We start from the raw sequence: 15858 nt of genomic DNA, 5'->3' as shown, positions 1-15858 counted from the left end.
CAAATTATTTTGCTTCCCATCTCACCCCAGATGAATTGCCATCAAAATATACCTGCGCTTTTCAAACCTCAAACGTTCCAAATGACTATTAAATCATTTAAGGTAAATTTCAAAAATAAAAGTGTATTCCATAAGAGTATAAAATTGATCAAAGCTTTCTTGATCTTGTTTTTATTTCTTGGGTTGGGGGAGTTGATCAGATATTTTATTGAAACCCCTATCCCTGGGAATATATTGGGAATGATCCTGATTTTTATCGCGCTCAAATGGAAACTCATAAAACTGGAATGGGTAAAACCTGCCTCTGATACCTTATTGAACTATTTGGTGCTGTTTTTTATTCCTTTCGGAGTTGGGCTCATGTCTTATTTTGATTTTATAAAATTGTATTGGGTCATTCTGTGTGTTGCTGCGGGGTTAAGTACGTTGATTACTTTATATGTGACCGCGCTCGTTCAGCAAAAACTTGAAAAACATGACTGAACTCTATAAACTTCCAGTTTTTGGGATTGTCATTACTTTGATTGCTTTTTTTAGCGCACGTGCTTTAAGAACAAAAATAAAATTCGTGTTATTTAATCCGGTATTAATCGCCATAACTCTCATTATTTTCTTTTTGGTGGTCATGGACATTAGTTTTGACGATTACAACAAGGGCGGAAAGGTTTTGAGTTTTTTCTTGGGTCCATCTATTGTGGCGCTTGGCGCTTTGTTTTTTGAGAAATACCAATTGATCAAACATAATATCTATCCTTTTTTATTGGCCGTCTGTTGTGGCGGAATCATAAGTGTTTTCTCGGTGTCATTAATTACCCTAGGTATGAATGCGCCAGAAATCATCATTAAATCGATCCTCCCACTCTCCGTTACAACACCTATTGCCATTGAAATAACAAAGATTACCCAAGGTATTCCATCCATAACGGCCGGGGTGGTGATTGCGGTAGGTATTTTTGGAAATGCCTTCGGTCCGGGATTTTTAAAGCGTGCAGGGATAAAAAGCGAGTCTGCTATGGGGACTGCCTTAGGAACCGCAGCACATGGTATTGGAACCGCTCGAGCTTTGGAAGTAGGCCATTTGTCCGGGGCGTATAGCGGATTGGCTATGTGCGTCAATGGTCTTTTGACCACGCTGATTGCACCTTATGTTGTAATTTGGATCGTAGGATGATTTTAAGAATCCCATTTGAATATCGTTTTAAAATGAAATCAGCTTTAAAAGATTACCAGATGTTGCTTTTGTATTTGATGTTGCTTTTTTCGGCATCCATGCATTCGCAGAATAAAATAAGAATCGCCTGCGTGGGAGATAGTGTCACTTTTGGTGCGGGCATTCAAGATCCGCAAGAACATGGCTATCCGGCGCAATTGCAACAGTTATTGGGCGCCAATTATGAAGTGGGTAATTTTGGACATTCTGGCGCGACCCTGTTAAAAAACGGTCATAAACCTTATTGGGATGCAGCGGAATTTAAGAAATCTCAAGACTTTGCGCCCCATATCGTCATCATCCATTTGGGCTTGAATGATCAAGGGAATAACAACTGGCCAAATCATAAAGATGAATTTGAACAGGACTACCTCGATATGATCTCGGTCTATAAAAATCTGCCTTCAAAACCAAAAGTCATCATTTGTAAAATGACGCCTACTTTTTCGGGGCATCATTGGTTTGAAGAAGGCATGCGCGAAAGTTTTAAGGAAATTCAGTTGATAATTGAAACTATTGCTAAAAATGCATCTGTTGACTTGATTGATTTACACGAGCCTTTATATCGGTTTCCGGAATATTTTCCTGATAATTTACACCCCACTAAAGAAGGTGCCCATATCATCGCCAATAAAGCGTTTAGTGCAATTACTGGAGATTATGGCGATTTAAAACTGCCATTGCTTTATGGGGAAAACATGGTGCTTCAAAGAAATGATACCATCCGTTTTAATGGAACGGCGAATTATAATGACATCGTAACCGTTCAATTTAACAACGCCACGAAATTCGTAAAAGCCGATTTTAATGGCCAATGGAACCTGACCTTTCCACCAATGGAAGCTGGCGGCCCTTATCCGTTGAAATTTTCTACACCTACCAAATCCGTTGAAATAGAAAGCGTATATCTGGGTGAGGTTTGGCTCGCTTCGGGACAATCCAACATGGGTTTTATGGTACGCGATATGGAAAGTGCCACTACCGTATTAAAAGATTCTTTAAATGATCGGGTGTTTTTCTTATCAATGGATGGAAAAACACTGTCAGGAGAGAAATTTAGCACTGATGAACTTGAAAATTGTAATGCAGCAGATTATTTTGAATCTTCCGGATGGACCACTTCCAATGGAAAGGATCTTGAAAGGTTTTCGGCTGTAGCTTATGCCTTTGCGTATACACTGCAGAAAAAATTGAATGTTCCCGTGGGGATTATTTGTAATGCCATTGGCGGTTCCCCAATACAAAGTTGGATCAGTAGGGAGTCTATGGAACAACAACATGAAACTGTTAATCTGTTAAACGATATGCGTTTAAATCCGATGGTAGATACTTGGGTTGCTGAAAGAATTGAGCTCAATATGGAAGGTTATTCCAAAACTAAAATCAAAGCCAGACATCCTTACCAGCCCACCATTTTATTTGATGCGGGTGTGATGCCCATCAGGAATTATAACATTAAAGGCGTGATTTGGTATCAGGGAGAATCCAATGCCGAACACATCGAACTGCACTCTGCATTGTTTAAATTGTTGGTCAACGATTGGCGTAACCATTTTCAGAATAAAAATCTGCCCTTTTATTATGTCCAATTAAGTAGTCTTAACAGATCAACTTGGGGACGATTTAGGGATTCACAAAGACGCTTGTTGGACATTCCAAATACGGGAATGGCGGTGAGCTATGATGTTGGTAATGAAACGGACGTGCATCCACGAAAAAAGTGGATTGTTGGACAGCGCTTATCAAAAATAGCACTTCATAACGATTATAATTTTGAGATCGGTTATTCTGGACCGCTTTTGGATTTTGTGAACGTTATTGGCAACGCCCTTGAAGTCCATTTTAAATATGGCGAAGGTTTAAAAGCGCTAAACAGTCCATCGGTGCAAGATGTTTTTATCGCCAACGCCGATAAAGTATTTGTGCCTGCTCAAACCAAAATAATAAATGGGACTTTACAGGTTTGGTCGCCAGAAATTAAAAATCCCAGATACGTAAAATATGGGTATACGCCTTTTTCGAATGGAAATTTAGTCAATAGTTATGGCTTGCCTGCATCAACATTTTCTAATAGTATAGAATAAATATAAAATCAATGTCATGAAAACAAACCTCTTCTTTCTCTTGGTCGCGTTCTTTTTCTCTAAGGAAATGACCGCTCAAAAATTCGATAATTTGGCAATGACCCCGCCAATGGGTTGGAATAGCTGGAACAGTTTTCAATGCGACGGCGTGAATGAAACCGTTATAAAGGAAATGGCAGATGCCATGATTACCAGCGGATTTAAGGATGTTGGCTATGAATATATCGTGATTGATGATTGCTGGCAAATAGGCCGCGATGAAAATGGATATATCATAGTGGACAAAGATAAATTTCCGTCGGGCATAAAAAGCTTGGTGGACTATGTCCATTCAAAAGAATTGAAATTTGGAATTTATTCGGATGCTGGGACCAAAACTTGTGCTGGCCGACCGGGAAGTAAAGGTTTTGAACGTCAGGATGCTGAAACTTACGCAAACTGGGACGTTGATTATTTAAAATACGATTGGTGCCATACTGAAGGGCAAGATGCCATAACCTCTTATACGTTGATGAGGGATGAGCTCTTTAAAGCGGGGCGGCCAATTGTTTTTAGCATTTGCGAATGGGGTGAAAACAAACCTTGGGAATGGGCAAAAGATGTAGGTCACCTATGGAGAACGACTTTGGATATTGATATGGAAGCCAGATACGACGGTAATATTTGGGGTAATCTTTATGGATGGTCAGACTTGGTGGATATGCAGGTAGGTTTGGAAAAATATGCAGGTCCTGGCCATTGGAACGATCCGGATATGTTGGCCGTTGGAAATAACAATATGCCAGAAAATGAAGCCAGAGCACATTTCAGTATGTGGTGCATGTTGGCAGCGCCTTTAATGGCGGGCAACGATTTGAGGACGATGACTGCTACGGATCAAAATATCTTAACAAATAAAGAACTGATTGCCATCAACCAAGATGTGTTGGGCAAGCAAGGCTTTAAGATTGAAGATTTTGGCAACTTTGAAATTTGGCAAAAGCCATTGGACAATGGCGATATAGCGATCTGCTTTTTCAATAGAGAAATCACAAATAAAAATTATGAAATTAATTGGGCCAACATCAAGATCAAGGATTTTGAAGGAAACTATAAAATAAAAGATCTTTGGAAGAATGAGGTTGTTGGAACCACGGATGCGAAAATGACCATAGATGTGCCATCTCGTGATGTGGTCGTTTTTAGATTGTCGAAATAAAATAACTAAAGCAAAGTAAGACCTCACAGGTTTTCCTCCTTCGGCGGACAGGTTAAATCTATGAGGTCTATAGATTCAGTAAATTAAAATCTTATGAAATTAGGTCCTATAAAAAACAATTTTAAATCGGTCATTTATTTTATGACTTTGAACCTCTTGTTTGTTTTCAACGGGTATGCAAATCCGCTCGAAAATAAATATCCCATTATTCCCGGACCGCAAGAAATAAGTTACGGGAAGGGAGAATTGACTTTCAAAACCATTTATATTTCAGCGTCCAATTTTAAAAATGAATCCGATCTTTTGAGAACATTCTTCAAAAACGAGGGTATTAAGGAAGCATCAAAAGGTTTGAAAATTCAAATTATAAAAGAACATCTTTCGGTGGATAATCCTGATGAAGCTTATAGATTGAGTATTGATTACGACATCAAAATTTGGGCAAGTACGGAAAGAGGCGCGTACTACGCCATAAAAACACTCCAACAAGTTTTCAGGAAGCATGCTAAAGAAGGCGTATTTCCAAAATTAGAAATCACCGATTGGCCCGCATTTAAAATCCGTGGATTTATGCACGATAATGGGCGGAATTTTCAATCGGTAGCCCAACTGAAAGAACAAATAGAAGTCATTTCCCAATACAAATACAATGTGTTCCATTGGCACTTAACCGATGATCCAGGATGGCGGTTGGAGAGTAAGTTGTATCCGCAGTTACAATCGGAAGCTGCCACCTCACGAGGTAAAGGGAAATTTTACACCCAAGACGATTTTAAGGACATCGTAGCATTTTGTAAAGCACGTCATATCACGGTCATTCCAGAGTTTGATATTCCGGGACATTCAGAAGCGTTTAGAAAAGCCATGGGTTTTGAATCGATGAAGGATGAAAAGGCATTGCCTACGCTTTTGGATTTGTTTGATGAATTGTGTGACTTGGTGAGTGCAGAAGATATGCCGTATGTCCATATCGGGACGGATGAGGTTAGGAACCGCGAAGAATATGTGGAAGACGGCTTTGTAAAACAGATCATGGAGCGTGTAAAATCTCGCGATCGAGAGGTTATTGTTTGGATGGAAGGCATTGAAGTAAAGGGAGATTCTACATCCATTAATCAGCTTTGGGCGCAATTTAATCCCCGGGAAGGGCACCGTTTTATAGATTCCCGCGCTAATTATATCAACCATTTGGATCCTTTTGCAGGCATGTCGCGTTTGTTTTTTCAACAACCCTGCCGACAGCCAAAAGGCGATTCACTGGCTTTGGGTGGGATATTATGTGCATGGCCTGATAATAATGTGGCCAATGAACGTGATATTTTAAAACAAAACCCAATTTACCCTTCCATCGTTTTTTATGCGGATGCGATTTGGAAAGGAAGAAAAGAGAATAAATTGGACTATTGGGCAAAATTACCACCAGTAAATACCACCGATCTTCAGGAATTCAAAGCTTTTGAAGACAAGGTCATCGTCCATCGGGATCTATTTTTTAAAGGGAAGGAATTTCCATATATCAGACAGACGGACTTCCAATGGAACGTGATTGGTCCATTTCCAAATCATAATGATGTTTCACTGAGTTTTCCCGTTGAAGATTCCTTGGTTGCAGCGTATGCTGTTGATGGAAAAAATTACAAATGGTCTGAGCCTAAAGTTGGTGGCACCCTTCATCTCAAACACTTTTTTGGTTTCCCGGCATTGACCACTGAAAAAACCGGAACTTTTTATGCAACTACTGAAATTTATTCGCCCGATGATCGTGTTCAAGATTTTTGGGTTGGTTTTCAAGGTTGGTCGCGATCTGGTGGACGACGTATAGGTCCTTTTCCTGATCAAGGCCAATGGCACACTACGCACCCGAAAATCTGGGTCAACCATCTGGAGATAGCACCTCCGGTTTGGAAACAACCTAATTTAGGAACTAAAACAGATGAAATTCCGTTTATCGACGAAGATTATTTTTACCGAGCGCCCACAAAAATCCAGCTCAAAAAAGGTTGGAATACCGTATTGTTGAAAATTCCACAGGATGACAATTCCTGGAAATGGATGTTTACCTGCGTGCCGGTCGATATCAAAAACAATGGGGTAAAAGAAGTCAATGACTTGATTTTTAGACCAAAGTTCAATGTAGTTCCCAAAGTAACTCTTAATTCCTTTCCTAAAGATTATCAACTTTACGCGAGAGATAAGAATAATAAAGCACGCATTGAAATCTCTGGAACTGCAGCGGTTTCCGTGGATAGTTTAATCACAAGAGTTCACGGTGTTAAAGGCCTGCAAACCAGAAGTGCTATTGCGATAAATGGGCCGTTTTCCATGCCCATAGAAATTGAAGCGCTAAAACACAATTATACGATTGAGTTGTTCGTAAAAAAAAAGATGAAACCGAAGTCCTAATTAAAACAGCAGCCCATGTCACGGCGGGAGATGTCTATGTAATTAGCGGACAATCCAACGCTTGGGCTATAGATTATGACCATGCCTATAATGATGAGGATTTACCTGCTGATGCGCAATGGGTGCGGACCATTGGCGCGATGCATGTGTATAATCAATCGGCTATTTACCCAGAAGCCACAAACACCAATTGGTATTTGGCGCGTGGCAAAGCGCCTGATGTTCGTGGTGGTGCTCAACTCGTGGGCAATGGTATGATTGGTGTTTTGGGACTAAATATAGGTATGAACTTGGTCGCTTCAGAAAGCGTTCCCATTGCCATAATAAACGGTGCAGGGGGCGGAGGTGCCATTTCTTTTTATCAAAAAACCAGTACTGCCGATTTGGATGTGCCATACGGGCGGTTGCACTACCGATTGGATCTTCGGGCTTAAAAAATGAAATCAAAGCATTTATTTGGAACCAAGGAGAAAGCAATGTGGAAGATTCGATTTTAGATTATAAAACCGCATTGGAAAAATTGTACAAGGATTTTAAAACCGATTATACCTTTGAGAAATTCTATCTGGTCCAAACTCCTCCCGGATGCAACTCCAAAAATGGGCATCAAAACATTAGAGAAGCCCAAAGGCAGTTTGCCAAAACACATAAGGATGTAAAAATCATGACCCGACATGGTTTTCCTTCAAATCCAAAATCAGAAAATGGAACTTACTTTTTATCAGACGGATGCCATTATCATGCCCTCGGATATGAGGTATTGGGTAAATGGATTTCTAATATGGCAAAATATGATTTTTACGGCGCCACCGTCGATTTTGAAGCGCCTCAAGTAATTGGTGTCACATTGGAATCTTCTACATCTTTAGTTATTGAATTTGATAAGGCTATCACCATTCAACCAGAACTTATAATAGGAGGAATTAAGTATGATTTAAAAGATTATGCCTTCGCCATAAATAATAAAAGAACCACTACCATTTCCAATTTAGCAATCGATCCGAAAAATCCAAAACGACTTCGTTTAAACTTTTCAAATCAATCCATTTACAAAGGAGATACGCTTACTTATATTTTAGCGGATAATTATCCCGAATCTTCAATCCCGTATCAAGGGCCTTGGCTTACAGGTGTTTCGACTGGAGTGGGAGCGCTTGGATTTACTGAAGTGGTGAAATAGTCGGAAAATTTCGCTATATTTAAGGTCAATTCGCATTGATGATTTTACTGGAATATAGAGGGCATTTTAACTCAAATTTGGCAAAATAATCCATACTACAGCGTTATATGACGCCCTACTCCTTGCCAGAAACGTCATTAGTCGAAAATATTCACTATTGATAGTTTTATTGCATTCATTTAAGAAATCAAATTAAACTTATAATAAAATTATGACAAAAAAGGTACTTAAATTACTGTTTGTGTTTGGTATTCTATGCACTTATGGTATGCAGGCGCAAACAACGGTAAAAGGAGTTGTTGTTGACGCTGCAAGCAGTTTGGGACTTCCGGGAGTTAGTGTCCTTGTTAAAGGAACTACCACAGGGGTAACAACAGATTTTGATGGTAATTACAGCATTAACGTACCAAGTGAGGGCACTTTGCAGTTTTCTTACGTGGGCTTTACTACACAAGAGATTGCTGTTAATGGTCGGACCACGATTAACGTTTCTCTCGTAGAAGATGTGAGTCAATTAGACGAAGTTGTAGTTACTGCACTTGGTATTAAAAGAGAACGTAAATCTTTAGGATATGCTGTTCAGGAAGTGAAGGGCGAGGCATTGACAGAATCAAGAGAAACCAACGTCGCCAATGCTTTATCAGGTAAAATAGCAGGTATTCAGGTGATTAAAGGTAGTAATGGTCCTGCCAGTTCTTCTAAAATTGTCCTTAGGGGAAATAGCTCGCTTACTGGAGATAACCAGCCACTGATTGTAGTGGATGGAGTTCCGATGGATAACTTTACTGGAGCTGACAACAACGACTTTTGGAACCCTTCACAAGATATGGGAAATGGTTTGGGAGATTTAAACCCTGATGATATTGAAACCATGACGGTTTTAAAGGGTGCTTCTGCAGCGGCACTTTATGGTTCTCGTGCGGGTAACGGTGTTATTTTGATTACCACCAAAACAGGTAAAGCAAGAAAAGGATTAGGTATCACTTTTTCTGCAACCACAGGTTTTGAAAGAATGTTTCTGGAACCAAAGACCCAAAGTTCGTTCTCTCAAGGTTATGATGGCGTTTATGATGCTACAAATAAGGACTACGCTCGTAAGAGTTGGGGAACCAAGATTGAAGGACAATCCGTTACCGATTGGAAAGGTGATCCAACAACTTTAAGGGCTTATGATAATATGGGCAACTACTATGATGGTGGGTTTAACCAAACGTATAGCTTATCATTTCAACAACAAGTGACAGAAGGTACTTCATTATACTCCTCTGCCAGTTATTTGCATGATGATAGTAATGTCCCTGGATCAACTTTAGAACGATTGAACTTAACTACCAGAGCGGTTTCAAATTTTGGAGAAAATAAAAAATGGACCACTGATGTGAAAGTTCAGTACATCAATACTAAAGCAGGTAACAGACCTTTAAATGGTTCAAATAACAATAATGCTTTTGGAACACTCGCACAGTTGCCAGTGTCATTGGACATTACCCAATTTGAAAATAGTTCTGATGAGTTTGGTAAAATGAGATGGTTTACTACTGAGAACTCTGAAAACCCATACTGGTCTGTAAAAAACAGATTGAGCAATGATGCGAGAGATCGTTTCTTATTGAACGGATCTATTAAATATGATATTACAGATTGGTTGAGTTCTGAAGTAAGAGCAGGTGCTGATATTTATACCACTACCACCGAATCTAAATTATACGCAGGTAGCCCAGGAAACGATACGGGAAGATATGGTTTTGGAAAAGACTCTTTTATCGAGAAAAACTTCAGTTTCTTATTGATGGCCGCTCAAGATGACATTATTGGTAAATTTGGAGGTTCTGCAACTCTTGGTGGAAATATCATGGGACGAAGCTCTGATCATATTAGCGGAAACTCTGGAGTTCTTGTAGTTCCTAATTTGTTCTCATTGAATAATGGTGAAAATGCACCAAGCGTCAGTCAGGGTTCATCTGAAAGAAGAACGAATTCTCTTTACGGAACATTACAAATTAACTATGACGGATTCTTATTCGTTGATTTTACAGGACGTAACGACTGGTCTTCTACCTTAAGTAAAGAAAACAGATCGTTTTTCTATCCATCGATCAGTACGTCATTCGTATTTACAGATATGATTAGAAAGGCAGGTTCTGATTTGCCGGGGTGGTTAACCTTTGGTAAAATTAGAGCGTCTTATGCTACTGTAGGTAATGACCTTCCGCCATACAGGCTTTATAATAGCTATTGGATTGGTAATGATTCTAATGGGAATACGACTGCAGGAACAAACAATACGCTTTTTAATCCTGATTTAAGAAGTGAGCTGATCAAATCACAAGAGATTGGTTTGGAAGGCCGTTTCTTCAACAATAGATTAGGAGTGGATATTGCTTGGTACAAATCTAATGCTACCAACCAATTGATTGGTTTGCCGTTGGATCCGTTGAGTGGTTATAATGAGAAGATGGTTAATGCTGGAGATGTACAGAATAAAGGTGTTGAGTTGTCTATTAATGGAAGAATCCTTGACGATCCAGAAGGTTTAAGTTGGGATGCAAGCATTAACTATTCAACAAACAAAAATACCATTGAAAGTTTAGCTGATGACGTTACTCAGTTCCGTTTGGGAGGTTATGACAATTTATCAGTCCTCGCAATTGAAGGAGGTAGTTATGGTGAAATTTGGGGTACTAAGTTCGATAGAGTAAAGGATCAAACTAGTCCATACTACGGACAAATTATTTTGGACGGCACAGGATTACCAGTAGCTGCTAATAATGGCGAAAGATTTAAATTAGGAAATCAGCAACCAGATGTTATGCTTGGTTTTTCAAATACCCTTACTTATAAAAACCTATCTTTAGGATTCTTGATTGACGCTCGAATAGGTGGAGAGATTTTCTCTGGTTCAAATCATGCGATGCAGCTTTCTGGGAACGCTGCAGTGACTGTTGTTAATGGCGAAAGAGCTGACATTGTTGTTGATGGTGTTGTTAGTGATGGAAGTGGGGGTTATACGGTAAATAGCCAAGGTGTTTCACCTCAGAGATATTGGGAAGCTATTACAACGAGATCTGGAAACTTAGGGATTAATGAAGCCAATATTTACGATGCTACCAACGTAAGGTTGAGAAATATTAATCTTAACTATTCTATACCATCTGAATGGTTAGGAGGTTCTGGAATACAGGGAGCTAAAATAGGTCTTTCAGCGAACAACGTGTGGATGTTAAAAAATAACTTAAATGGTATTGATCCAGAGTCTGTTTTTGCGACTTCTACCAATGCCACAGGTTTTGAATACCTTTCACCTCCAACAACAAGTAGCGTATTCTTGAACGTATCTTTAAGTTTCTAAAATTAACGTATCATTTAAGTTACAAAAATTATAATATACAAGTTATGAGAAAAATATTAAAAAAAACAAGCTTAGTTGGTGGTGTGCTGTTAGCATTCCTGTCCTGCTCTGAGTTTGAAGAGTTAAATATAGATCCTGTCGCAGCAAGTGGCGACCAAGTACAGATAGAATACTTTATTAATAATTCTATTGGAGGTGCACAAATGGATCCACATATCGCTGAGCGGGTATTCGTTCTATATTGGGATCGTGCATCACGAATGATTAAACCTGCAGGGATATCGGCAGGTAGTCCAAACGATGGTTGGTCAAGTGACTATTACAACGGTTATATATCTTCATGGTTGAGAAACATTAATGCGGGTATTAAAGTGGCTGACCAACAAATAGAAGTAGGGACTGCCAGAGAGCATACGCCGAACCTCAAACAAGTTGCAAGAATTTGGCGTGCCTATCTTATGAGTGAAATGGCTGACAATTTTGGTCCTATCCCAGTGGATGGTTTTCAAGGTGTCAACCCTGAGTATAGTGATGTGAAAACTGTCTACTATTACATTCTAGAAGAGTTAAAAGAGGCTACAAGTGCGTTAGATCTTGGTTTGACAAATCACAGTGATGCTTTGAGAGACTTGGATCCTGCTTACGGATATGATTATGCAAAATGGAGAAAATATGGAAACTCGTTAAGAATGCGTTTAGCAATGCGTTTGTCTGAGGTAGATCCGGCAAAAGCACAATCGGAATTTGAAAGTGCTGTAGCTGGTAGTGATTTTATAAAAGAAGCAGGTGATATTTTTGCCGTTGAAGAAAATAATGGATGGGATAATTTTACAGGAGTTATGACCAGACCTTGGTATAATCAGGAAATAACTGCAACACTTAACAACCTGATGATTGGTTTGGGTGGTATTCCTTCGGCTGATGTATTGTCGGCAGCACAACAGGCCTACATCAAACCTGCAAATTATATGGGTCTAAGATTTGACGAGCATTTTGCACTGAAAACAAATGATCCTTCTGCAGGATACTTCTTTGATGGGATACAAAACACGATTGATCCTAGAGCCTATAAGATTTATACAGTACCTGGAGATTTTACTAATCCACAATATATGGGTAATAGTGATGAGAAATCTACAGGAGTGATTGCAAATATTGTTAAAGATGCTGATGGTAAGGACGTGGATGATGTTTTGGCAACGCTAAATGGGGCCAATACTTGGAACGCTTATGCTGGTGGTAACTGGGTGGCTCCTGGAAAGAAGATTAAAAACGAAATGATTAATCTTGCAGGTGCTTTACCACGTATGGTTAAAAAGTACAGAAATGGTTCCAGCGAAAGAGTATTCTTTGCCTCATGGGAATCTTATTTTTTAATTGCAGAAGCAGCTGTAAGAGGATGGACTGTGCCGATGGGTGGAAAAGAGGCTTATGAGCAAGGTATTGCTGATAGCTTTGCTTACAATGGTACTTCAAGTCAATTAAGTGATTATTTAACTTCTGATGATTATAGTAGATTAGGAACTTCTGTTAGCTGGACTCATACCGCTGAGCCACCAGTTTCAGTAGCTGTGACATACAAAGATGGTTATACCGGTGCTGCTGGTACAGCCACTTTGAATTACCCAGTTAATAATCTTTATAAAAATGGTACGGTGAAAAATGACCTATTGACAAAAATTATCACTCAAAAGTTTATCGCACAAACACCATGGTTACCATTAGAAACATGGAACGATCACAGACGTTTAGGGTTGCCATTTTTTGAAAACCTTGCAATTGAAACTCCTTTGACTAATATGCCAGCTTTAACTGATGGCAATTATATGACAAGTGATGTCAAATTTTTCCCGCAAAGGTTAAAATATCCGTCTAATTTCCCGAATAACATCCCTGGTGGATATGCGCAAGCCGTTGACAAATTAGGAGGTCCTGATGACGTGTTTACGCCATTATGGTGGGCACAACAGGAATAAAAATTAGTTTTCATTTTTTTATTTTTATGTTTAGTCGAAAGGGAGAACTTTTAAAAGTTCTCCCTTTTTGATTTTAATTACTAATGCTTTTCGTGCTGATGCCCAACTACAAATAAGATGTTCAGAAATGATTTAATGGTACAGTATGACGTCAATAGTCTTTCTTTTAGAAATCATTCTTGTTCCGAATAAACGTCGTTTTTGGAAATGGTAAGAGTGTGTGCTTTTGTTCGGAGATATCAGAAGTTTCCGATAGCCGAAGTGAGACTATTTTGTCTTAATACTTAATTCTTAGTACTTAATACTAAATGGAAGAATTTAAAATCTTGTCCTTGACTTCCTCAATATAAGATCTGCCAATAACATAACGCATCCCATCAATTTCAATGCTGTTACCTTCAACGGCATCTATTTTATTGATGGATATGGTATAAGATCTGTGGATCCTAATAAAATCTGTAGTCGGCAATAAATTAGTGAAATCTGATAGTGTGCTATGGATCAAAAAGCGGCCATTGGTCGTATTGATTTTTAAATAATCCTTTAAGCTTTCAACTACTAATATTTCGTCTAAAAACACCTTTTTCATTTTTTTCTTATCAATTTTAATGAAAAGGTAGGGCCGCGATTTACTGTTCTCAGAAGAAGGTTGATTGATATTCATTCTTCTATAAACCTTATTTAACCCATTCATGAACCTTGGAAATTCAATGGGCTTGACCAAATAATCGAGAACATCAAGTTCATAGGTCTCAATGGCATATTCAGTATAGGCACTGGTAATGATTATTAAAGGAGGCTCTTTTAAGCTTTTGATAAAATTCAGACCGTCCAAAACCGGCATGTTGATGTCCAAGAAAATGACATCAACTTTATGGTGCTTTAAATAGTTTAGTGCATCAATAGCGTTATTGAAGGTATCGGCCAATTCGATGTCTTCAATTTTCTGTAAATAATTTTTAATTACATTAACAGCTAATGGCTCGTCGTCAATAATTAAACATTTTATTTTCATGTCTTTTGTTTTAGTACCAAGAGATTTTCAGGATAAAATCTAAGGCTGTAAGTCAGTCACTTTAATTTTAAGACTTACGGTAAAGATATGGTTGTCATCATTTATCTTGAGTTCATAATCATTCTTATCATAACCTAAAGTCAATCTTTTTTTCACATTTTCTAAGCCTATTCCACTAGAATAATTGATTTCATTTTTATAGTCGGTTACTGCAGGCAAAGGATTGGTGATGGTAAAATAAAGAAATTCTTCTTCAATAGTGAAATCAATATCAACTTTAACGATGCCAATGTTCTTGCTAACACCATGCTTAAAGGCATTTTCTACAAAAGTGAGCAATAAAATAGGAGCTATTTCTTTGTCTTCTAGATCTCCTGAAATAGACATATTGATTTCAAGCAAATCGTCATGACGAATCTTTTCCAGATCTAGATAATTTTGAATGCAGATGATTTCTTTTTCCAATGGTTGACGTTTGGATTTGGTTTCATAAAGTAAATACCGCATTAATTCTGATAGTCTTAAGATGATTTTGGACGTCTTGTTCGATTTTTCCAAAGCCAAAGAATGGATGTTATTTAACGTATTGAAAAAAAAGTGTGGCGAAATCTGCGATTTTAAAAATAACAATTCTGTTTCCAATTGGTTTTTTTCGAGGTCGGTAACTCTTTTTTGCTCTTTTAAATAGTCTAATGTCACTTTTATGGCCGTCACAAAGGTGATCACGTATAGCTCACCAATCATCATATCAACAGTGTAGTTAAGGGTCAAATGGTTTATGGGTTCGGGACCTTCCGGCCAAACATTATTACTGATCAAAAAATAAGTGAGATTGAACTTTGCCAACACCATTACATAGATGGCTGAAATAATCAGGATGATATAGGGTAAGTATTTCCTTTTAAATAAAAACTTGGGCATCAAGAAGTAAATATTAAAATAGCATAAAGCAATGTGGATTGGGAAGCCTATAAGATTCGTTTTTAATGAATATAGGTAATCATTAAAATAACTTCCCCAACGGAAGGTGTTAAATAAAAAATAGACCACCCAAAAAATAATATGGTGCCATATGGATATTTTATAGATGCGTTTGGAGGAAAAGTTCATTTAAATAAAAAATTTGATGATGTTCAGGAGAGTTAACGTGTTGTCCGTCTAAATTAATTTCAATTGTGGTTAAATTTATGAAAATTTATGGAGTGAACTCCATTTGGAAATTTAGTTTTTAACTAGTGTGATGCGGGTCACCTGGAATCCAACCAATATGGCAGATCCTGACAACACGATACCTATTTTGAGATTTTGGAATATATTATAAGCATGAAAAATAAATACCTAATTATTCTATCCGCTTTTTTGATTTTTGGCTGTAATAAGCAACCTGAAATTGTACAAAGTGACACTGCTATTACCAGTTATGTAGATCCTTTTATTGGGACT

Annotated in this window: 11 protein-coding genes; 9 read left to right on the top strand and 2 right to left on the bottom strand. The window is 38.2% G+C overall.

Going from position 1 to position 15858, the window contains the following annotated elements:
• Positions 1 to 81: 81 nt before the first annotated feature.
• The 9 genes from VLZ86_RS13230 to VLZ86_RS13190 all read left to right on the top strand — a co-directional run bounded on the left by VLZ86_RS13230 (position 82) and on the right by VLZ86_RS13190 (position 13400).
• On the top strand, positions 82 to 483 hold the full coding sequence (locus tag VLZ86_RS13230; protein ID WP_325452106.1) for a CidA/LrgA family protein: 402 nt from the start codon (positions 82 to 84) through the stop codon (positions 481 to 483).
• A complete protein-coding gene (locus tag VLZ86_RS13225) occupies positions 476 to 1171 on the top strand; it encodes an LrgB family protein (RefSeq protein ID WP_325452104.1) in 696 nt (231 codons plus the stop codon). Before VLZ86_RS13230 ends, VLZ86_RS13225 begins: the two co-directional genes overlap by 8 nt.
• Positions 1172 to 1203: 32 nt before the next feature.
• Positions 1204 to 3294 carry a GDSL-type esterase/lipase family protein gene (locus tag VLZ86_RS13220; RefSeq protein ID WP_325452102.1) on the top strand — a complete coding sequence of 697 codons (2091 nt, stop codon included), beginning with the start codon at positions 1204 to 1206 and terminating at the stop codon, positions 3292 to 3294.
• 16 nt (positions 3295 to 3310) lie between these two features.
• Complete coding sequence (locus VLZ86_RS13215) at positions 3311 to 4492, top strand: glycoside hydrolase family 27 protein (RefSeq protein ID WP_325452100.1); 1182 nt, start codon at positions 3311 to 3313, stop codon at positions 4490 to 4492.
• Between the two features lie 93 nt (positions 4493 to 4585).
• Positions 4586 to 6895: a family 20 glycosylhydrolase gene (locus tag VLZ86_RS13210; protein ID WP_325452098.1), complete on the top strand. Its 2310-nt coding sequence runs from the start codon at positions 4586 to 4588 to the stop codon at positions 6893 to 6895.
• 122 nt (positions 6896 to 7017) lie between these two features.
• Complete coding sequence (locus VLZ86_RS13205) at positions 7018 to 7329, top strand: hypothetical protein (RefSeq protein WP_325452096.1); 312 nt, start codon at positions 7018 to 7020, stop codon at positions 7327 to 7329.
• On the top strand, positions 7290 to 8075 hold the full coding sequence (locus VLZ86_RS13200; protein WP_325452145.1) for a sialate O-acetylesterase: 786 nt from the start codon (positions 7290 to 7292) through the stop codon (positions 8073 to 8075). Before VLZ86_RS13205 ends, VLZ86_RS13200 begins: the two co-directional genes overlap by 40 nt.
• Before the next feature lie 211 nt (positions 8076 to 8286).
• Positions 8287 to 11424 (top strand): SusC/RagA family TonB-linked outer membrane protein, encoded by a 3138-nt coding sequence (locus tag VLZ86_RS13195; RefSeq protein WP_325452094.1) that lies wholly within the window; start codon positions 8287 to 8289, stop codon positions 11422 to 11424.
• 44 nt (positions 11425 to 11468) lie between these two features.
• Positions 11469 to 13400, top strand: coding sequence for a SusD/RagB family nutrient-binding outer membrane lipoprotein (locus tag VLZ86_RS13190; protein WP_325452092.1), 1932 nt, complete (start codon positions 11469 to 11471; stop codon positions 13398 to 13400).
• Between the two features lie 304 nt (positions 13401 to 13704).
• Here the strand turns inward: VLZ86_RS13190 and VLZ86_RS13185 are convergent, their stop codons facing one another.
• Positions 13705 to 14415, bottom strand: coding sequence for a response regulator transcription factor (locus VLZ86_RS13185; RefSeq protein WP_325452090.1), 711 nt, complete (start codon positions 14413 to 14415; stop codon positions 13705 to 13707).
• Positions 14416 to 14454: 39 nt separating this feature from the next.
• On the bottom strand, positions 14455 to 15525 hold the full coding sequence (locus VLZ86_RS13180) for a sensor histidine kinase (protein ID WP_325452088.1): 1071 nt from the start codon (positions 15523 to 15525) through the stop codon (positions 14455 to 14457).
• Positions 15526 to 15858: the final 333 nt, after the last annotated feature.

Source organism: Gelidibacter sp., assembly GCF_035515035.1.
Classification (GTDB): Bacteria; Bacteroidota; Bacteroidia; order Flavobacteriales; family Flavobacteriaceae; genus Gelidibacter.
This window is presented reverse-complemented; position numbering and strand designations above follow the sequence as displayed.